Here is a 17,554-nt window from a genome sequence, read left to right on the forward strand (position 1 = left end):
AACAGCCGATGGCCGAAAGCCCCCACTTCGCCTGCGCTACTCGGCGCGTCAGATGGGGACCCCGAACACCATGCGACTGCCACCGAAAGCGAATTGAAGAAAAAGAATCTGGTTTTTTAACCATCCCAACCCCGACTATGCTTGTTTGGCGAGAATAATCCCATTCCATCACGCTGAGTAGCGGAGACAAAATAAGAGTAGAGGGAGCGACTGTCCGAATCCCGCGGTGGGCTGTGGGGTTTGCAGCCCGCTAGGTTGAGTTTCGTGACCGGCTTATTTTGTTAAGCAACGCAAGGGAGCCGAAGGCTGTGATGGCTGGGTGCCCTCTTCTTTGGTTACTTTCTGAGGGGCAAGCATCAGAAAGTGACTCGCCTAGAGGCGAAAGAGACTGAATTTAAACGCACAACCCTTTGAGTTCATCACTATCCTAAACCTACTTCAACAAAATAATCCGATTAATCTGCCCCAATCTAAACGCCGTCTTACTCAATTTGCCCCCTTTTAGTGCCAATGGCCGAATCGGGCAGGGCGGGATACGCCGTCCGTCTTCCAGTAACGTGTCATCCTCAGCGGTCGATTGCCACACACCGCCATTCACTGGCCTAAATTGCCAGCGGATATACCCAACTTTGGCACCGAGTTGCAACATTTCGTCACGGTCTGGGGCTTCGCTGATGAGTAGTTCGCTTTCGAGCTCTTCGTCGTATTTGCCAAACGCCTGTTTGCAGGCGAGCGCTTCGTGTTCGCTGGCACCCACGTAGGTGCAGGCGCGGTGCTCTTCCCGTTGCACGTCCCAAGCGCCTAATTGCCAGGCGGCATCGAGCACGGCTTCTTCGACGACTTCAGGCTGGCGCCAGCGGTCGTTGATTTGCAAGGCCGAGCCGGGCACTGGCTGCAGGATAGGTTTAAGCATAGGCAGGGCGGGGGTAGGTTGCTTGCGGAAGCCATGCCAATGCAACATAAGTAGCAAAGGCGTATCTGCGCGCGGCACGGCGGTCAGGGTGACGGCGGTGAGCGGCAACTGCATGACCTGCATTTGCTCAATCAATGTGTGAAAAATATTCATGATTGACTCCTGTTTGCTAACGAGGCGGTTTCATCAAATCACTAGCAAGAAGTGTGCTGGACCCGCTTGAAATAAAGCGCCAAACAAGGTGCTAATTAGACAGTTTGTGCGCGCATACAAGCGGCGTAGCCCCTGTTTTAATGAGAGTTTTTGTCAGCGTCATGCTGCGTCGCTAATTCCCCTCTTGAAAAACGGTTTTTACTTCCCCATCTACACGTAAATTTTTGTGTTTAATCTCGTTTTTTGGAGGAATTGTCATGACTACTGCGACCGCAGAATCGCCATCTAAACAGACCATGGGCTTTCAGGCCGAGGTCAAACAGTTACTGCAATTGATGATTCACTCGCTGTATAGCAACAAAGAGATTGTGTTGCGCGAGTTGATTTCCAACGCATCGGACGCGGCTGATAAATTGCGTTTTGAAGCCATCTCTAACGGTAGCCTGTATGAAAACGACAGCGAGTTAAAGATCAACATCACGTTTGATAAAGACGCACGTACATTGACCATTGCCGATAACGGCATCGGCATGCGCCGTGAAGAGGTGATTAACAATATTGGTACCATTGCCAAGTCTGGCACCAAAGAGTTCTTTCAAAACCTGACCGGTGACCAGGCTAAAGATGCCAACCTGATTGGCCAGTTTGGCGTCGGTTTTTACTCCAGCTTTATCATCGCTGACAAAGTGACACTGATCACACGCCGCGCCGGTGAAACTGAAGCCATTAAATGGGAATCTGGCGGTGAAGGCGATTTCACCATTGAAACCACTGAAAAAGCTGGTCGTGGTACTGAGGTGATTCTGCATCTGCGCGAAGGCGAAGATGAGTTCCTCAATGACTGGAAACTGAAAACCATCGTTCGCAAGTATTCTGACCATATCACCTTGCCTATCGTCATGAAAAAATCCGAATGGAAAGATGGCGAGAATGGCGAAGGCGGCCAGATGGTGTCCACTGATGAAGACGAAACCATCAACAAAGCCTCGGCGTTGTGGGCGCGTAGCAAAAGCGACATCACTGAAGAAGAGTACAACGAGTTTTATAAACACGTTTCGCACGATTACGAAAACCCGCTGGCTTATACGCATAGCCGCGTAGAGGGCAAGCAAGAGTACATTTCATTGCTCTATGTGCCGGGCAAGGCACCGTTTGACTTGTATGACCGCGACCGCCGCCAGGGCATCAAGTTATATGTGAAGCGTGTATTTATTCTTGAAGACGCAGAAAAGCTGATGCCGCAATACCTGCGCTTTGTGCGCGGCGTGATTGATTCAGCCGATTTGCCATTAAACGTGTCGCGCGAGATTCTGCAAGACAGCCGCGATGTGGAAGCGATTAAAAATGGCTCAGTGAAAAAAGTATTGAGCTTGCTTGAAGACGTGGCCGAAAACAAACCGGAAGACTACGCCAAGTTCTGGAACGAGTTTGGCCGCGTGCTCAAAGAAGGCCCGGGCGAAGATTTTGGCAATAAAGACAAGATCGCTGGCTTGTTGCGCTTTGCCTCTACCCATGCCGATACTGAAGAGCAAAATGTGTCGCTCAAGGCCTATATCGAGCGCATGAAGCCTGAGCAAGAAGCCATTTACTACATCACCGCCGATACCTTTGCTGCGGCGAAGAACTCCCCGCACCTGGAAATCTTCCGCAAAAAAGGCATTGAAGTGTTACTGATGTCTGACAAGGTCGATGAATGGTTGCTGGGCGGTTTGACCGAGTTTGAAGGCAAGAAGTTACAGTCCATCGCCAAAGGTGATTTGGATCTGGGCAAGCTGGAAGACGACGCTGACAAAGAAGCGCAAAAACAGGTCGAAGAACAAGCCAAAGATCTGGTTGAGCGATTGAAGGCGGCCTTGGGCGACACTGTGAAAGAAGTGAAAGTCACGCATCGCCTGACAGACTCACCAGCCTGCTTGGTAGCTGGCGAGCATGATTTGTCCGGTAACCTGGCGCGTATTTTAAAAGCGGCCGGGCAAAAAGCGCCAGACAGCAAACCTGTGCTCGAAATCAACCCGACGCATAGACTGGTAGAAAAACTGGGCGCGGAAACTGACGATGCCAAGTTTGCCGATTATGCGCATGTGTTGTTTGACCAAGCCTTGCTGGCCGAAGGCGGTCAGTTGGAAGACCCAGCCAGTTTTGTTAAGCGTATGAATAGCCTGATTTTGTAATTGTTTGAGTTAGCAGTATTAGAAAAGCCACCTGAGTTAGGTGGCTTTTTTGAGCTAACTCGATCTTGTTGTTCCAGCGATTTTCAATTCGCGTTTGGAAGAGGACAGACATTTTAGAACATCAAAAGCGTCGATATTTTTTGTGCCTTTTTTAATACGTATGGCATTATTCAAACGATGTAAATAAGTCAGAAGAGGGCGTTGTTTTTGCTGATTAAAGTACTCTATCTATTTTTAATCTAGATACAGCTAGCTCGGTAGGGCGGACTAGTTCTCAGTCGGCCGAATGAAGTAAATACATCAACAGCCAGCATACACATCAATTGGCAATAGTCAGTTTTTTAGAGATATGCAAAGGTTGATTCTGTAATCAGTCCATCATTCATTAAAGCCCGCACAGCGGGCTTTAATTCTTTTTTGTTATATGTGTATCATTATATATTATTTATTGTAATTTAAATCGCTTGCTATATTGCAATCCAACAAGGTTATTGAAGGATTGAGATGCGTAAGTGGTCAAAAATTTTTCCGGTAGCAATCGCTTTTTCATTTGGCAGTGCCTGGGCAACCGACGGCTATTTTGCGCATGGCTATGGCGTGCGCTCACAGGGCGTGGCGGGTGTAGGCATTGCCTTGCCGCAAGATGCATTGGCGGCTGCGGCTAACCCGGCAGGCCTGGGCAAAGTCGGTGACCGTATTGATGCAGGGCTCACTTGGTTTAGGCCGGTGCGTGAGTCTGAGCTGGAGGGAAGCCCGTCACCTGGTGCCAATGGCACTTACAAAGGCAACGATACGCAGAATTTCTTTATCCCTGAGTTTGGCTACAACAAACAATATTCTGAAGATGTGACGTTAGGCGTGAGTGTGTATGGCAATGGCGGCATGAATACCGATTATAAGAATGGTATTCCTTTGTTTCAAAGCCAGGGCAGTGCCGGGGTGGACCTGATTCAGGTATTCGTGGCGCCTACGGTGACTTGGAAAGTCTCTGAAAAGCATATTATTGGTGCCTCGTTAAACCTGGCTTATCAGCGCTTTGAGGCCAAAGGCTTACAGGGCTTTGATAACACGACATTTAGCGCTGCGCCCGGGCGGGTGACCAACAATGGCCATGACAATTCTTATGGTGTTGGTGTGCATGTTGGCTGGCTGGGCGAGGTTACGGACGCTGTCACCTTGGGCGCGACTTACCAGAGCCGCACGTATATGAGCAAGTTTGATAAATACAAAGGCCTGTTTGCCGAGCAGGGTGACTTTGATATTCCATCGACGTATGGCGTGGGTGTGGCGGTGAAGGTGACGCCTGCATTGACGTTGGCAGCAGATTTTCAGCGGATTAATTACAGTGAGGTGGATGCGGTAGGCAATGCCTCACAGGCGAATTTGTTTAACGGCCTGGGCAATGACAATGGCGCCGGGTTTAACTGGCAAGATGCCAAAGTGTATAAGATTGGTGCGCTGTATCAATATAGCCCCGCTTTAACCTTGCGGGCGGGGTTTAACCATGTCGATCAGCCGATTCGTCGCGGCGATACCTTGCTGAATATTTTGGCGCCAGGTGTAGTGAAAGATCACCTGTCGCTGGGCGCAACCTGGGTGTTAAGCCCGCAATCTGAGTTGTCATTCTCTTATACGCATGCGTTTGAAAATAGCGTGAATGGCAGCAACTCGATTCCGGCGGCGTTTGGTGGTGGCGAGGCAAACCTGAAGATGTATCAGGATGCTTTGGGTGTGGCCTATACCTGGAAATTGTAAAACTCTTTTATTTTCGCCATCTTCGGGCGTTATAATTAAAAGCCACAGCATGAAGTTGGTGGCTTTTTTTATGTCTGACATATTCTTGCTGTAGGCTTGTTTTTTGCTTTTGGCTCATGTAAAGCAAATTTGTGATCACCACCTCAGGGGAAGACGTATGACTGCCAATGTGAAAAAAACACCTAAAAAGACGGATAAAGCAGACCCTGCGCAGGCCGTCGATGAATTCTTGCTCGAGCAACTGCCGATTCCACAGGCGTTACGCAACCACATGACGTTTTCTATCGGTAAATCAAACTCTTGGGCCACCACGCGCGACTGGTATCAAACCGCCGCCTTTACCGTGCGCGACCATTTGATGAGCCGCTGGGTGAATACACGTGATGCTTATCGCGATGCGAATACCAAGCGCGTCTATTATCTTTCACTAGAGTTTTTGATTGGCCGCATGCTGTCGAATGCCGCACTTAATTTGGGCATTGCACCGGAACTAAGCGATGGCTTGCAGGAGATCGGCCAAAAGCTCGAAGGCGTGGCCGAGATGGAGCCGGATGCTGCTTTGGGTAACGGTGGCCTGGGGCGACTGGCCGCGTGCTTTGTTGACTCAATGGCGACCATGGATATTCCGGCCACCGGCTATGGTATCCGTTATGACTATGGCATGTTCAGGCAAACGATTGAGAACGGCCAGCAGAAAGAAAACCCGGATAACTGGTTGCGCTATCAGAATATCTGGGAAGTACAGCGTCCTGAGCATACCTGTGAAGTGAAATTTTATGGCCGCGTGTTGCATGTGCATACCGAGCACGGTATCGAGCATCACTGGGTAGATCACGAGACTGTGGTGGCCATGCCCTACGATGTGCCGGTACCTGGCTATGGCACGCAAACCGTGAATAATTTGCGTTTGTGGTCGGCCAAGGCGACCAACGAATTTGACCTCGCCCATTTTAATGAGGGCAATTACGAAAAGTCAGTTGAAGGCCGTCACAGCGCAGAGACCATTTCGCAGGTGCTGTACCCCAACGATACTTCTGAGTCTGGCAAAGCCTTGCGCCTGAAGCAGCAGTATTTCTTTGTCTCGGCGTCTACGCAGGATATTCTGCACCGCTTTACCAACTACAACGCTGACTGGAATACGCTGCCAGAAAAAGTGGCGATTCAGCTCAACGATACCCATCCGTCCATTGCGGTGGCAGAAATGATGCACCAGTTGGTTGATCACTATCACTTGCCATGGGATACCGCCTGGAAGCTGGTCACCAAAATGTTTGCCTACACCAACCACACCCTGATGCCAGAGGCGCTGGAAACCTGGTCGGTGGATTTGTTTGGCCAGTTGTTACCGCGTCATCTGGAGATTATTTACGAAATCAACCATCAGTTCTTGCAGATGGTGAACCGTCGCTTTCCAGGCGATACGGCTTTGTTGCAACGCGTGTCGATTATTGATGAAAGCCATGGCCGCCGGGTACGCATGGCGCATCTGGCGATTGTCGGTAGCCATACCGTGAACGGCGTGGCCGAGCTGCATAGTGAGTTGTTAAAAACCACCTTGTTTGCCGACTTTACTAAAATCTACCCAGGCAAGTTTACCAATGTCACCAATGGCATTACGCCGCGCCGCTGGTTAAATCAGGCCAATCCCTTGTTAACCAGCTTGTTAACCAAACATATTGGCACCGGTTTTCAAAAAGACCTCAGCCTGATTAAACAGATCGAACCGTTTGCGGACAATGCCGCGTTTAGAAAAGCTTTTCGCGAGGTGAAAAAAGCCAACAAACAGCGGTTGGCCGATAAAATCCTGCAAAAAACCGGCATCGCTATCAACACCAATGCTTTGTTCGATGTGCAAATCAAGCGTATCCACGAATACAAGCGCCAGTTGTTAAATGTGTTGCACGTGATCACTTTGTATAACCGTATCCGTAGCGGACAAGTGAGCCAGCATACGCCGCGTGTGGTGATTTTTGCTGGAAAAGCCGCGCCTGGTTATTGGCTGGCCAAGCAGATTATTCGCCTGATTAACGACGTGGCGACCATGATTAATAACGATCCGGCTGTCAACGACCAGTTAAAAGTGGTGTTCTACCCTAACTATGAGGTGAGTGCGGCAGAAATCCTTTTCCCGGGGGCAGATTTGTCCGAGCAGATTTCTACCGCAGGCACGGAGGCCAGCGGCACGGGTAATATGAAAATGGCGCTCAACGGTGCGCTCACCATCGGTACGCTGGATGGTGCCAACGTGGAGATTAAAGAAGAAGTCGGCGACGAGAATATCTTTATTTTTGGCCTGACCACGCCAGAAGTGGCACAACTCAAAGCCAGCAGCTACAACCCGTGGGACTATTACCACGGCAATAGTGAGCTGAAACAAGTCATAGATATGATAGGTAACGGCTTCTTCTCGGTAGAAGAGCCTGGCCGCTACCAGGCGATTGTTGATACCTTGTTGCACAAAGGCGATCAATACCTGTTGCTGGCCGATTATGCGGCGTATGTCACCGCGCAAGAAAAGGTTGCTGCCTTGTATCAGGATGAAGAGGCCTGGTCACGCATGGCGATTTTGAATGTGGCGCGCATGGCGAAATTCTCCAGTGACCGCACCATTGCCGAATACGCACAGCGCATCTGGCAGGTTTCACCATTTAAAGCCTGATTTTTTATCTGGCAGCGTCAACAAAGCAAGTCCATCTGGACTTGCTTTGTGCTTTATGGGTACACTGCATTAACTTGTTAAAGAGCGTTATCATGAAAAACACAGCATGGGTATTGTTGGCCGGTTTATTAATCACAGATGCACAAGCATTGGACCTCAAAGGCTTGGGGGAGATGGTTGAAAAGGTCGGCGGCAGCACGACCAGTAGCAGCGGTGGCAATAACAGTGCCGTGAGTAACTTGACTGAGCAGGAAACCAGCGATGGCCTCAAGCAGGCACTGAACCAGGGTGTGAGCAAGGCGGTTGGCCTGCTGGGCGCCACTGATGGCTTTATGGGCAATAAAGACGTCAAAATCCCGTTGCCAGATTCTTTGAAAAAAATTGAAAAAGGCATGCGTATGGTTGGGATGGGCAGCCAGGCCGATGAGTTGATCTTAAAAATGAACCGCGCCGCCGAACAAGCCGTGCCTGAAGCCAAAACGCTGCTGGTGAACTCGGTCAAACAAATGAGTGTGACCGATGCTAAAAATATACTCACCGGCCCGCAAGATGCTGCCACGCAATACTTTAAGAAAACCACTTCTACCGATATGGCAGCCAAGTTCCTGCCTATCGTGCAAAAAGCCACCGCCAATGTGCAACTGGCAGATACGTATAATAAGTATGCCGAGATGGGCAGCAAGTTTGGTGTGATTAAAAAAGAAGACGCCAACATTAATCAATATGTGACGCAAAAAGCGCTCGATGGCGTGTACCTGATGATTGCCAAAGAAGAAGCGGCGATTCGCCAGGACCCGATGGGTCAGGCCAGTAGTCTGCTCAAAAAGGTATTTGGCGCAGCCAAGTAGCTGATTTTCATCAGCTTTTATATTGCACCTGCGCGCTGGCGCGGGTGTTTCGACATAATTCCTTCTTTTTACTTTAATCCTTTTGTCATGATGCGCCACTAATCTGCACGGCATGTGCAGGTGGTGCAAATGATCAGTCAAAATCGTTCAAATAATGCTCTCGTGGTGTGGCGTCTGTTAGACGGCAAGCCTGGTCATGAGCATCAGTCTTTAGGGTTGGTCAATGCCATGCGGCAGCGCCTGGCGGTGCAAGTGGTGGATATTGCTGTGGGCCGCAGTGGTGCTGGCTGGCTGTATCTGGCTGCTGGCGTGTGGCCTGCTGGTAAACAGTTGCCCCAGCCAGACATGATTGTGGGGGCCGGTCATGCTACGCACGGCCATATGCTGGCGGCTAAACGTGCCTACGGTGGTAAAACCGTGTGCATGATGCAGCCTAGCTTGCCTGCCGAGTTATTCGATGTCTGCCTGATTCCTGAACACGATCAATACCGTGGTTTTTCCAGTTTTATTGAAACACGTGGCGTGATCAATCATATCCAGCCTGCGGCCGCGCAAAGCAAAGACAGTGATGATGTGCTGATCATGATTGGTGGCCCTAGCAAACATTTTGAGTGGGACGAGTTAGGCGTGATTGCGCAAGTCTATGACCTGGTCCGCAAACATACGGATGTGCATTTTATCCTCACCACCTCCAGGCGCACGCCCGCCAGCTTTGTCTCCGCCATGCAGCGGGTGCGGCTGGCTAACCTGACCATCATCCCGATTGCTGACACCGATAAAGACTGGGTGCAAACGACATTGGCACGTGTATCTAGCGCCTGGGTGACTGAGGACTCTGTGTCTATGGTCTATGAAGCGCTCACGGCACAAGTGGCGGTGGGGCTGATTAATCTACCTGCCCAAGGCAATAGCCGTGTCAGCCGAGGTATCGCAACTTTAATTGACCGCCAGTTGGTGACCAGGTATGACCCTTATGGTTTATATCGCCAGTATATGCGGCCCGTGCTCGGGTTTAACGAAGCCGGGCGCTGCTGCGACGCGTTGCTAGCTCACTTCAGCCAATCTTCTGCAGGCCGTCGCCTAGTGTCACGACTCACTTAATTGTTGAATTTTTGTTTTGCGTAAACTGACCGTGTTACAAATATTACCTGCCTTGCAATCAGGCGGGGTAGAGCGGGGCACCTTAGAAATTGCATCGCACCTGGTGGCGCAAGGGCACCGTTCTTTGCTGATGTCGGCGGGCGGGCGCATGGTGTCTGCGCTAGAGGCGGCAGGCAGTCGTCATTTGACTTACCCGATCGGTCGCAAATCGCTACTGACTTTTTTATTGATTCCCAAGTTGCGTGAATGTTGGCGGCGTGAGCAAGTCGATATTGTGCATGTGCGCTCGCGTTTTCCAGCATGGGTGGTTTATTTGGCCTGGAAAGGCATGCCTGCGGCACAAAGGCCGCGCTTGGTGACCACTGTGCATGGCTATTACCGGCCAGGTTGGTATAGCCGCATCATGACCTGCGGTGAACGCGTGATTGTGATTTCAAAAACGATACTGGCTTATGCGCAACACGCCTATCAGGTGGATCCACAAAGAATGCAGCTCATCTACCGCGGTGTGGATACCTCTCAATACCGGCCCGGTTATCAGCCAGACGATGGCTGGAAGCAGGATTGGTTTGCCGAATACCCACATACGCGCGGCAAACGCCTGCTGGTGTTGCCCGCCAGAATTTCGCGCTGGAAAGGTGCAACAGATTTTGTCGAGATATTGCGCATCGTCTGCCAGCAGCATCAAGACGTGCATGCCTTGCTGGTGGGTGAAGTGGCGAGTGACAAGCAATCTTTTGCAGCGAGTTTGCAGCAAAAGATTCATGCAGCGGGGTTATCGGAGCAGATTACATTGACCGGCTATCGACAGGACGTCAAACAGATCATGGCCATGGCCAGTATTGTGTATTCGTTATCGACCGAGCCAGAAGCGTTTGGCCGCACCACATTAGAGGCGCTGAGTCTTGGCGTGCCGGTGATTGGCTACCAGCATGGCGGTGTCGCGGAGCAATTGGCAGCGCTGTTGCCAGAAGGCGCCGTGCCGGTGGGTAACGTGGCCGAGGTCGCCATGCTCACACTGAGTTGGCTGGCACAACCGCCCACCGTGTTACCTAATACGCAGTTTTCATTACAAGTGATGCAGCAAAGAACCCTAGCTGTGTATCAGGATGTGATGGCTGACGCTGCGCGAAGAAGTTGACCATGCTTGCTCATTCAAATCCCCCTCTCGCCATGCCGCGCACATTGATCAATGCCTGCTTGCTATTTGCCGTGATGATCATCGTCTGGAGCCCTTTTTCGGGCGGCGCCAGATTGCCTACCTTGTTACTGGCCATGGTGGGTGGGGGATTGTTGTTGGTAAAATTTTCAGCATTGCGCGAGCAGCGCGCAGTGCGCCGCTGGACCATGGTGTTTCTGCTGTTATGGCTACCGATGTGGTTGTCATTGCTGCATGCGTTTGATGTGAAAGCCACATGTGTCGCGATCGCCTGGTTTAGCCTGATGTATCTGGCGGGGCTTGCGCTGGTGCTGTTGTTGCAGCAAACGCTGGCCAGACAGTTGCTCGCGCGCTGGCTGGCTTGGGTCATTGCCCTGTGGATACTGGATAGCGCGATTCAATATCTGTGTGGCGTGGACATGCTGGGTATGCCCAGAACGCCAGAAGGGCGTATCACCGGCATGTTTAGCGATTTGCATCAGGGGATTTTGATGCTGGCGGTGCTGCCGCTGATTTTTTATCACTGGCAGTCTAACTATGGCTGGCTGGCCTGGGCAATGCTGCTTGGCGCGGGTGTGGTGGTTGTGTTATCGGGAGCCCGGGGCTATCTCTATATTTATATGCTGATGTTGCTGCTCGGGCTATGGCGTCGCCAGCCTGGGTGGAAAGTTTGGCTGGCTGTCTTGGCTATCCCGCTGCTGGTCGCTATGTTGTCTAGTCTGCTCAATCCGCAGCTGGCAAAAACCAAACTTCAGGCCACACAAGCCATGACCGTGTCAGAGCAGACAACATTTGACCGCTTTAACCACGCACTGACCTACCGTCTCAATTTGTGGGAAACAGGCTTGCGCATGTGGCAGGCCGAACCGCTCACTGGCATAGGCAGCAATAACTACAAGCGTGCCTATGCGCAATATGCCAGCCGCGCGGATGACCGTTTTGTGGCTAACCGCACACACAGCCATAATATCTATGTCGAATGGCTGGCGGAAACCGGGCTGATCGGTGGCTTGGGTCTGGTGGCGATTGTGGTGTTATGTGTGCGCTGGTTCAGGCAGGCCGATATGCTCAGCCAGCACCAGGCATGGCCTTATGCCTTGCCTTTGATGGTGATTTATTTTCCTATCAATACGACTCAGCCGATGCTAGTGCCGTGGTGGTTTCCGGTATTACTGTTGCTGGTTTGCGCATTGATCGCCAGCCTGGAGCGGAGCCAAGATGACCGTGCAACCTAGGCTCATGCAATACCAGGATGCCGATTGTTTGAGCGCAACGCTGGATCACACCATTGTGCGCGACTTACCGCGCGACCCCGCCATCAAGCGTATCCTCATCATTAAATGGGGCGGCATGGGCGATATCGTCATCAGTACGGCCATCATGCAAGATATTTACCTGGCTTTACCGCAGGCCGAATTGCACTTGAACACCATGCCGGCCTGGCAATCGCTGTTTGCCGATGACCCCAGGTTTAGCAAAGTGTGGTGCGTTAATCTACAGCAAAAGCCGGGCCGCTGGCGTGCCTACAGGCAATGGCTGGCCGAAGTGGTGACGAGGCAATATGACCTGATCATTGATTTGCAAACCAATGATAAAAGTCGCGGCTTACTCATGATGCTTAGGCTGATGGGCAAAGCCCCTGCTTTATTATTAGGTAATCACCCGCGATTTCCTTACACGATTAAGCAGCCACAGCCTTTGCCGCAGGCACACAGTTTTCAAATCATGCAGCAAACCTTGCTCTGTGCAGGCATTGCTTTGCGCACCGATGCGCCCAAGCTGCATATCGCGCCATCGTCAGTGGCGTCCGCCGAGCAGCGATTGGCGCAATATGGGCTGCAATCCAAGTCATTTGTGGTTTTTTTATGCGGTAGCCATGCCAGCGGCCGCACCAAGCGTTGGGGGGCGCAGCATTATGCCGCCTTGGTAGGGCATTACCTGCAGCGCGGTGAGCGCGTGGTATTGCTAGGTGGCCATGACGAGGCTGACGAGTGCCTGGCCATCGCGCGCCAGTATCCGCTACAGGTGGTGAATTTGTGTGGGCAAACCAGTTTACTCGAGGTGCCTGTGATTTGCGCGCATGCCAAGGCCATTGTGGCGAATGATACCGGCACCGCCCATTTGGCTGCTGCCACCCAAACGCCGATGACGGTGATTTGTGGCCCGACCAATCCACGACGGGTGAAGCCGCCAGGGCAGCATGTGCTTGCAGTGCAACTCGACCTGCCTTGTAAAAATTGTTATGCCAAGCAGTGTAGCCATCACTCTTGCATGCAGCAGCTGTCACCGCAACGCCTGCTGTCCTCTCTACCAGGAGCGCCGCATGCCTAGTGTTATTTGGTGGGGGCGTTCTGACCGCGATTACTCGCGCAACCGCATTTGCCGACAGTTGTTGCAGTCGCTGGGTTATCAGCTGATTGATTTTTCACCGCGCATCAGTGCGCTGGCTGATATTGAAGCACAACTGAAAGGCTTGAGCGCTGATCTGGTCTGGGTGCCGTGCTTCAGGCACCGCGATGTGGCCGCGGCCAGCCGCTGGGCGCGCAAAAAAAACATTCCTGTGTTGTTCGATCCTCTGATCAGTGCCTGGCAAAAGCAAGTCTATGAGCGTGACAAATATAACCCTGAGAGTGGTGCGGCGCAACGTTTGCTCAAGCGTGAGACCAAGTGGTTGCAGGCGGTGGATATGGTGTTGCTGGATACCGAACCGCAGCGGCAGATGTTTATGCAGCGCTTTGACCTGGCTCCGGCGCAAACCGCCTGTGTCTATGTTGGTGCTGAGCAGCCATTGTTTTCCCCAGTGCAGGCTGCGCATGGGCCAGCGTTGGTTGAGGTCTTGTTTTATGGCAGTTTTATTGCGCTGCACGGAGTAGAAACGGTCATTGCGGCGGCCAGGCGCACCAGTCATCAACCGCATATTCAATGGGTGCTACTGGGCGATGGCCCAGCCAAAGCCCAGGCGCAGCAACAGGCCGCTGGGCTCGCCAATGTGCGCTTTGAGCCCAGTCTGCCGTATGCGTTATTGCCGCAGCGCATTGCGCAGGCCGATATTGTCCTGGGTGTGTTTGGGGGCTCAGAGAAAGCGGCACAAGTGATTCCCAATAAAGTATTCCAAGCACTGGCATGTGCAAAACCGGTGATTACGCGTGCCAGTGTGGCTTATCCAGCAGGGATCGCGCATGGGCCGAATCATGGCTTATGGCAAATTGAGGCAGCCAACCCGCTGGCGCTGGCGGAGGCAGTGATGCAATGGTCGCTTGGTGCCCGCGACAAAGGGCTGGCTGCGCATACCTTATATTGCACGCATTTCTCTGAAAGCCGATTGCAACAACAATTACTGGCGGCACTGAGCGCGATGCATCTCAAGCCACAATAACCTATCCGTCATGACCTCACCACGCATCCTTGTCATCACCCTGTCGAATATTGGCGATGCCATTATGACCACGCCGGTACTCGCCGTCCTCCATGCGCAGTTTCCTGCTGCGCGTATAGACTTAGTCTGCGATCCGCGTTCATCGGCCTTGTTTGAAGCTTGTCCTTATATTGGCCAGCGGTTTGTGCGCGATAAAAAAACGGGCTGGGCAGGTTATGTGCAACTAATCCGTGCATTAAGGCAAACCCGTTACGACATCATGGTCGATCTGCGTACGGATTTTCTGGTGTATTTACTGCGGGGACAGCAAAAATTTAAGAAACGCAGCAATCACAGCACACTCCATCTGCACTCGGTAACAAAACACCTGTCTGCCATCAGCCATCTGGTGGGCGAACGTGCGCCGTGTTTACAGTTGTGGGCCAGCGAGCAAGATCAGCGCATGGTAGCCGCCCAGTTTCCAACACCAGGCCGCTGGTTGGCGATTGGGCCAGGCGCGAACTTTGCCGGAAAAATCTGGCCGATTGACCGCTATGTGGCCGTCGCGAATGCCTTGGCTGCGCACATCGATGGCGTCGTATTGCTGGGTAGCGCGGCAGATCACGCGCTGGCAAAGCAGTTTATTGCGCAGGCGATGCTGCCAGTCTACGATGCCTGTGGGCGCTTGAGTCTGCCGCAATCCTATGCATTGCTTAAGCAATGCCAGATGTATCTGGGCAACGATTCTGGCCTCGGCCATATAGCCGCCGCCGCTGGGCTGCCCACCTTAACCCTGTTCGGGCCAGGGTCCCCTGTGCGCTATTTGCCTTGGTCCACGCAGGCGTCTTTTATCCAGAACCCACAACACAATATTTTGGGCATCATGGTGCAAGCGGTGGTAGACCGATTGCACCCATTATTGCCGCAACGTGCAGTTGCGTGCACAGCCAACACGCATATCGCGCGATAACAGGTATCAATCATTCTTATGCGTCATACACCGAGTGCTTACACACAATTAGCCAGATTGATGGCTTATCTCAAACCGTATTGGCTGACGTTTGCCATGGCCTTGTGCTGCCTGGTGATGCTGTCTGCGAGCAATACGGGCTTCTTGAGCACGATCAAGCATGTGACCGATGAAGGGTTTGCCGGGCATGCTGAAACCAGTGCACGTATTGATCTGGCTGCCATGCTTTGCGGTTTGTTGTTTGTGCGGGCCTTGGCCGGGTTTGGCGCTAATTACCTGGTGCGTATTGTCGGGCGGCGAGTGATTGAAGATGTGCGCAATCACGTCTTTGGCCATTTGCTGACTTTACCCGCCAGTTTTTTTGACCAGCATGCCATCGCGAATATCACCACCAAAATGACGTTCGATTGCGAGCAACTCTATAGCGCTGTGACCAAAGTCATTATTTCATCGGTACGCGACAGTCTGACCATTGTCGGTATCGTGGCCTATATGTTGTATCTGGACTGGCAACTGACGCTGGTGTTTTTAATGCTGGCACCAATCATGACACGCTACCTGAAAAAAATGACGCCCAAGCTGCGTAACTCGGGCAAACAGGTGCAGGCCAGTATGTCGGACATGACACAAGTGATTGAAGAAGCCGCCAGCGGCCAGCGCGTGGTCAAAATTTTTAATGGACAAGCTTACGAATACCAACGCTTCAGCAGTATCGCCGCCACCAACCGGCAGATGATGGTGCGGCTGGGGCGTATTTCGGGGCTTAATAGTATGTTTGTCGAAATGCTGGCCGCGATTGCACTGGGGATGGTGATTTTCTACTCGGCTGGGCAGTTCACGGCAGGAGAGTTCGCCGCGTTTATTGGCGCCTTGCTGATGCTCATTGGGCCAGTCAAGGCGATTGCCTCGGTCAATGAAGATGTACAAATCGCAGTCACCGCCTGCCAGAGCGTATTTGCCGTGCTGGATACGTCGGCAGAAATTAATCAGGGCAGGTTGCTATTGCAGGCGCCGATTAAAGAGATTCAATTGCAGAATGTGGTTTTTCAATATCCTTATGGTCAACAGGCAGCATTACAGCAACTTAACCTGACGATTCAGGCGGGGGAGAGTATTGCGCTGGTGGGCGTGTCGGGCGGCGGAAAATCCACGCTGGTCAATCTGTTGCCGCGCTTTCACGAAAGTCAGCAAGGTAAGATCACCATCAATGGCATCGATATTCAGCAACTACCACTGCCACATTTGCGGCAGCAGTTTGCACTGGTCAGTCAGGACACCGTGCTGTTTAACGACACTATTTATAATAATATTGCTTATGGTAGTTTGCGCGGCGCGACTAAAGAGGCGGTGATTGCGGCGGCCAAGGCGGCGTATGCCTGGGAGTTTATCGAAAAGCTGCCGCAACAATTAGAGACCCATATTGGTGACCGCGGCCTGCGTCTGTCCGGTGGCCAGCGTCAGCGGCTCTCCATCGCGCGTGCCATGCTCAAAAATGCGCCTATATTAATTCTGGACGAGGCCACGTCAGCGCTGGATAACGAATCCGAACATCAAGTACAGGCTGCCTTGAATCAACTCATGGCTGGCAAAACCACCATCATGATTGCGCATCGCCTGACCACCATACAGCACGCCAGTCGAATTATCGTGATGGATCAAGGTCAAATCGTGGAAGAGGGGCAGCACGAACAACTCATGCAGGCTGGGGGCAAATATGCCGCCCTCTACAATATGCATGCAATTCGCAAATAACTGTTGACACTGTTTTTGAATCTTTGCTATAGTCTCACCTCTCGACGCAACACAAGTTTTACTAGTCGATTCGGACGCGGGATGGAGCAGTCTGGCAGCTCGTCGGGCTCATAACCCGAAGGTCACAGGTTCAAATCCTGTTCCCGCAACCAAGCAAAAAAGTCGTTTAAAAATTAAATAGATTTGATGCTTGACCAATCGAAAAAGCTCTGTATAATGCGCCCTTCGCTTGAAACGAAACGTTCTGCGAAAAGCTTTCGAGGCACTGTTCTTTAAAAATTAGGATGACTGATAAGTGTGGGTGTTTGTCGTTGAGTGAAGCGCATTTAATGCGTAGAAACTCAGAAAATACAAATGCTTACACTTAGATTTATGACAAGTATGTACAGTGTAACAACGCACATACCTTGAAATGAATTTGAGTACTTACATTTATGTAAGTAAAGCGAAACGAATACCGCCTCTTTTAAGAGGTAAAAAAGTAATAGTTAGGAATTAAACTGAAGAGTTTGATCCTGGCTCAGATTGAACGCTGGCGGAATGCTTTACACATGCAAGTCGAACGATGAACCTTAGCTTGCTAGGGGGATTAGTGGCGAACGGGTGAGTAATATATCGGAACGTACCTTGTAATGGGGGATAACTAGTCGAAAGATTAGCTAATACCGCATACGCCCTGAGGGGGAAAGTAGGGGATCTTCGGACCTTACGTTATAAG

General features: G+C 51.6%; 12 protein-coding genes, 1 tRNA gene and 1 rRNA gene. 13 read left to right on the forward strand and 1 reads right to left on the reverse strand.

Annotation, left to right across the window (positions count from 1 at the left end):
- Positions 1-433: 433 nt before the first annotated feature.
- Positions 434-1,066: a diguanylate cyclase gene (locus E6Q52_RS10225; protein ID WP_292821679.1), complete on the reverse strand. Its 633-nt coding sequence runs from the start codon at positions 1,064-1,066 to the stop codon at positions 434-436.
- A gap of 257 nt (positions 1,067-1,323) precedes the next feature.
- Here E6Q52_RS10225 and htpG point away from each other — a divergent pair, with 257 nt between their 5' ends.
- The 13 genes from htpG to E6Q52_RS10290 all read left to right on the forward strand — a co-directional run.
- A complete protein-coding gene (htpG, locus tag E6Q52_RS10230; protein WP_292821681.1) occupies positions 1,324-3,237 on the forward strand; it encodes a molecular chaperone HtpG in 1,914 nt (637 codons plus the stop codon).
- A gap of 504 nt (positions 3,238-3,741) precedes the next feature.
- Entirely contained in the window at positions 3,742-4,992 is a 1,251-nt protein-coding gene (locus E6Q52_RS10235) for an OmpP1/FadL family transporter (RefSeq protein WP_292821683.1), read from the forward strand.
- A 157-nt stretch (positions 4,993-5,149) separates the two neighbouring features.
- Positions 5,150-7,651, forward strand: coding sequence for a glycogen/starch/alpha-glucan phosphorylase (locus tag E6Q52_RS10240; protein WP_292821685.1), 2,502 nt, complete (start codon positions 5,150-5,152; stop codon positions 7,649-7,651).
- Positions 7,652-7,743: 92 nt separating this feature from the next.
- Positions 7,744-8,499 (forward strand): DUF4197 domain-containing protein, encoded by a 756-nt coding sequence (locus E6Q52_RS10245; protein WP_292821687.1) that lies wholly within the window; start codon positions 7,744-7,746, stop codon positions 8,497-8,499.
- A 129-nt stretch (positions 8,500-8,628) separates the two neighbouring features.
- Positions 8,629-9,600, forward strand: a complete 972-nt coding sequence (locus E6Q52_RS10250) for an ELM1/GtrOC1 family putative glycosyltransferase (RefSeq protein ID WP_292821689.1) — start codon at positions 8,629-8,631, stop codon at positions 9,598-9,600.
- Positions 9,601-9,616: 16 nt separating this feature from the next.
- Complete coding sequence (locus E6Q52_RS10255) at positions 9,617-10,741, forward strand: glycosyltransferase (RefSeq protein ID WP_292821691.1); 1,125 nt, start codon at positions 9,617-9,619, stop codon at positions 10,739-10,741.
- A gap of 2 nt (positions 10,742-10,743) precedes the next feature.
- On the forward strand, positions 10,744-11,994 hold the full coding sequence (locus E6Q52_RS10260; protein ID WP_292821693.1) for an O-antigen ligase: 1,251 nt from the start codon (positions 10,744-10,746) through the stop codon (positions 11,992-11,994).
- Entirely contained in the window at positions 11,978-13,090 is a 1,113-nt protein-coding gene (locus E6Q52_RS10265) for a glycosyltransferase family 9 protein (RefSeq protein ID WP_292821695.1), read from the forward strand. Before E6Q52_RS10260 ends, E6Q52_RS10265 begins: the two co-directional genes overlap by 17 nt.
- A complete protein-coding gene (locus E6Q52_RS10270) occupies positions 13,083-14,135 on the forward strand; it encodes a glycosyltransferase (RefSeq protein WP_292821697.1) in 1,053 nt (350 codons plus the stop codon). Before E6Q52_RS10265 ends, E6Q52_RS10270 begins: the two co-directional genes overlap by 8 nt.
- A 10-nt stretch (positions 14,136-14,145) precedes the next feature.
- Complete coding sequence (locus E6Q52_RS10275; RefSeq protein WP_292821699.1) at positions 14,146-15,084, forward strand: glycosyltransferase family 9 protein; 939 nt, start codon at positions 14,146-14,148, stop codon at positions 15,082-15,084.
- 18 nt (positions 15,085-15,102) lie between these two features.
- Positions 15,103-16,836, forward strand: coding sequence for a lipid A export permease/ATP-binding protein MsbA (gene msbA, locus E6Q52_RS10280; protein ID WP_292821700.1), 1,734 nt, complete (start codon positions 15,103-15,105; stop codon positions 16,834-16,836).
- A 75-nt stretch (positions 16,837-16,911) separates the two neighbouring features.
- Positions 16,912-16,988, forward strand: a tRNA-Met gene (locus E6Q52_RS10285).
- 345 nt (positions 16,989-17,333) lie between these two features.
- Positions 17,334-17,554, forward strand: a 16S ribosomal RNA gene (locus tag E6Q52_RS10290); the annotation flags it as partial.

Origin of the sequence: Methylophilus sp., assembly GCF_008015755.1 — a bacterium.
GTDB lineage: Bacteria > Pseudomonadota > Gammaproteobacteria > Burkholderiales > Methylophilaceae > Methylophilus.

Coding starts and splice junctions, on each gene's coding strand:
- E6Q52_RS10265 (WP_292821695.1), top strand. CDS start 11,978: ATGACCGTGCAACCTAGGCTCATGCAATACCAGGATGCCGATTGTTTG.
- E6Q52_RS10245 (WP_292821687.1), top strand. CDS start 7,744: ATGAAAAACACAGCATGGGTATTGTTGGCCGGTTTATTAATCACAGAT.
- htpG (WP_292821681.1), top strand. CDS start 1,324: ATGACTACTGCGACCGCAGAATCGCCATCTAAACAGACCATGGGCTTT.
- E6Q52_RS10240 (WP_292821685.1), top strand. CDS start 5,150: ATGACTGCCAATGTGAAAAAAACACCTAAAAAGACGGATAAAGCAGAC.
- E6Q52_RS10225 (WP_292821679.1), bottom strand. CDS start 1,066: ATGAATATTTTTCACACATTGATTGAGCAAATGCAGGTCATGCAGTTG.
- E6Q52_RS10270 (WP_292821697.1), top strand. CDS start 13,083: ATGCCTAGTGTTATTTGGTGGGGGCGTTCTGACCGCGATTACTCGCGC.
- E6Q52_RS10260 (WP_292821693.1), top strand. CDS start 10,744: ATGCTTGCTCATTCAAATCCCCCTCTCGCCATGCCGCGCACATTGATC.
- msbA (WP_292821700.1), top strand. CDS start 15,103: ATGCGTCATACACCGAGTGCTTACACACAATTAGCCAGATTGATGGCT.
- E6Q52_RS10275 (WP_292821699.1), top strand. CDS start 14,146: ATGACCTCACCACGCATCCTTGTCATCACCCTGTCGAATATTGGCGAT.
- E6Q52_RS10250 (WP_292821689.1), top strand. CDS start 8,629: ATGATCAGTCAAAATCGTTCAAATAATGCTCTCGTGGTGTGGCGTCTG.
- E6Q52_RS10235 (WP_292821683.1), top strand. CDS start 3,742: ATGCGTAAGTGGTCAAAAATTTTTCCGGTAGCAATCGCTTTTTCATTT.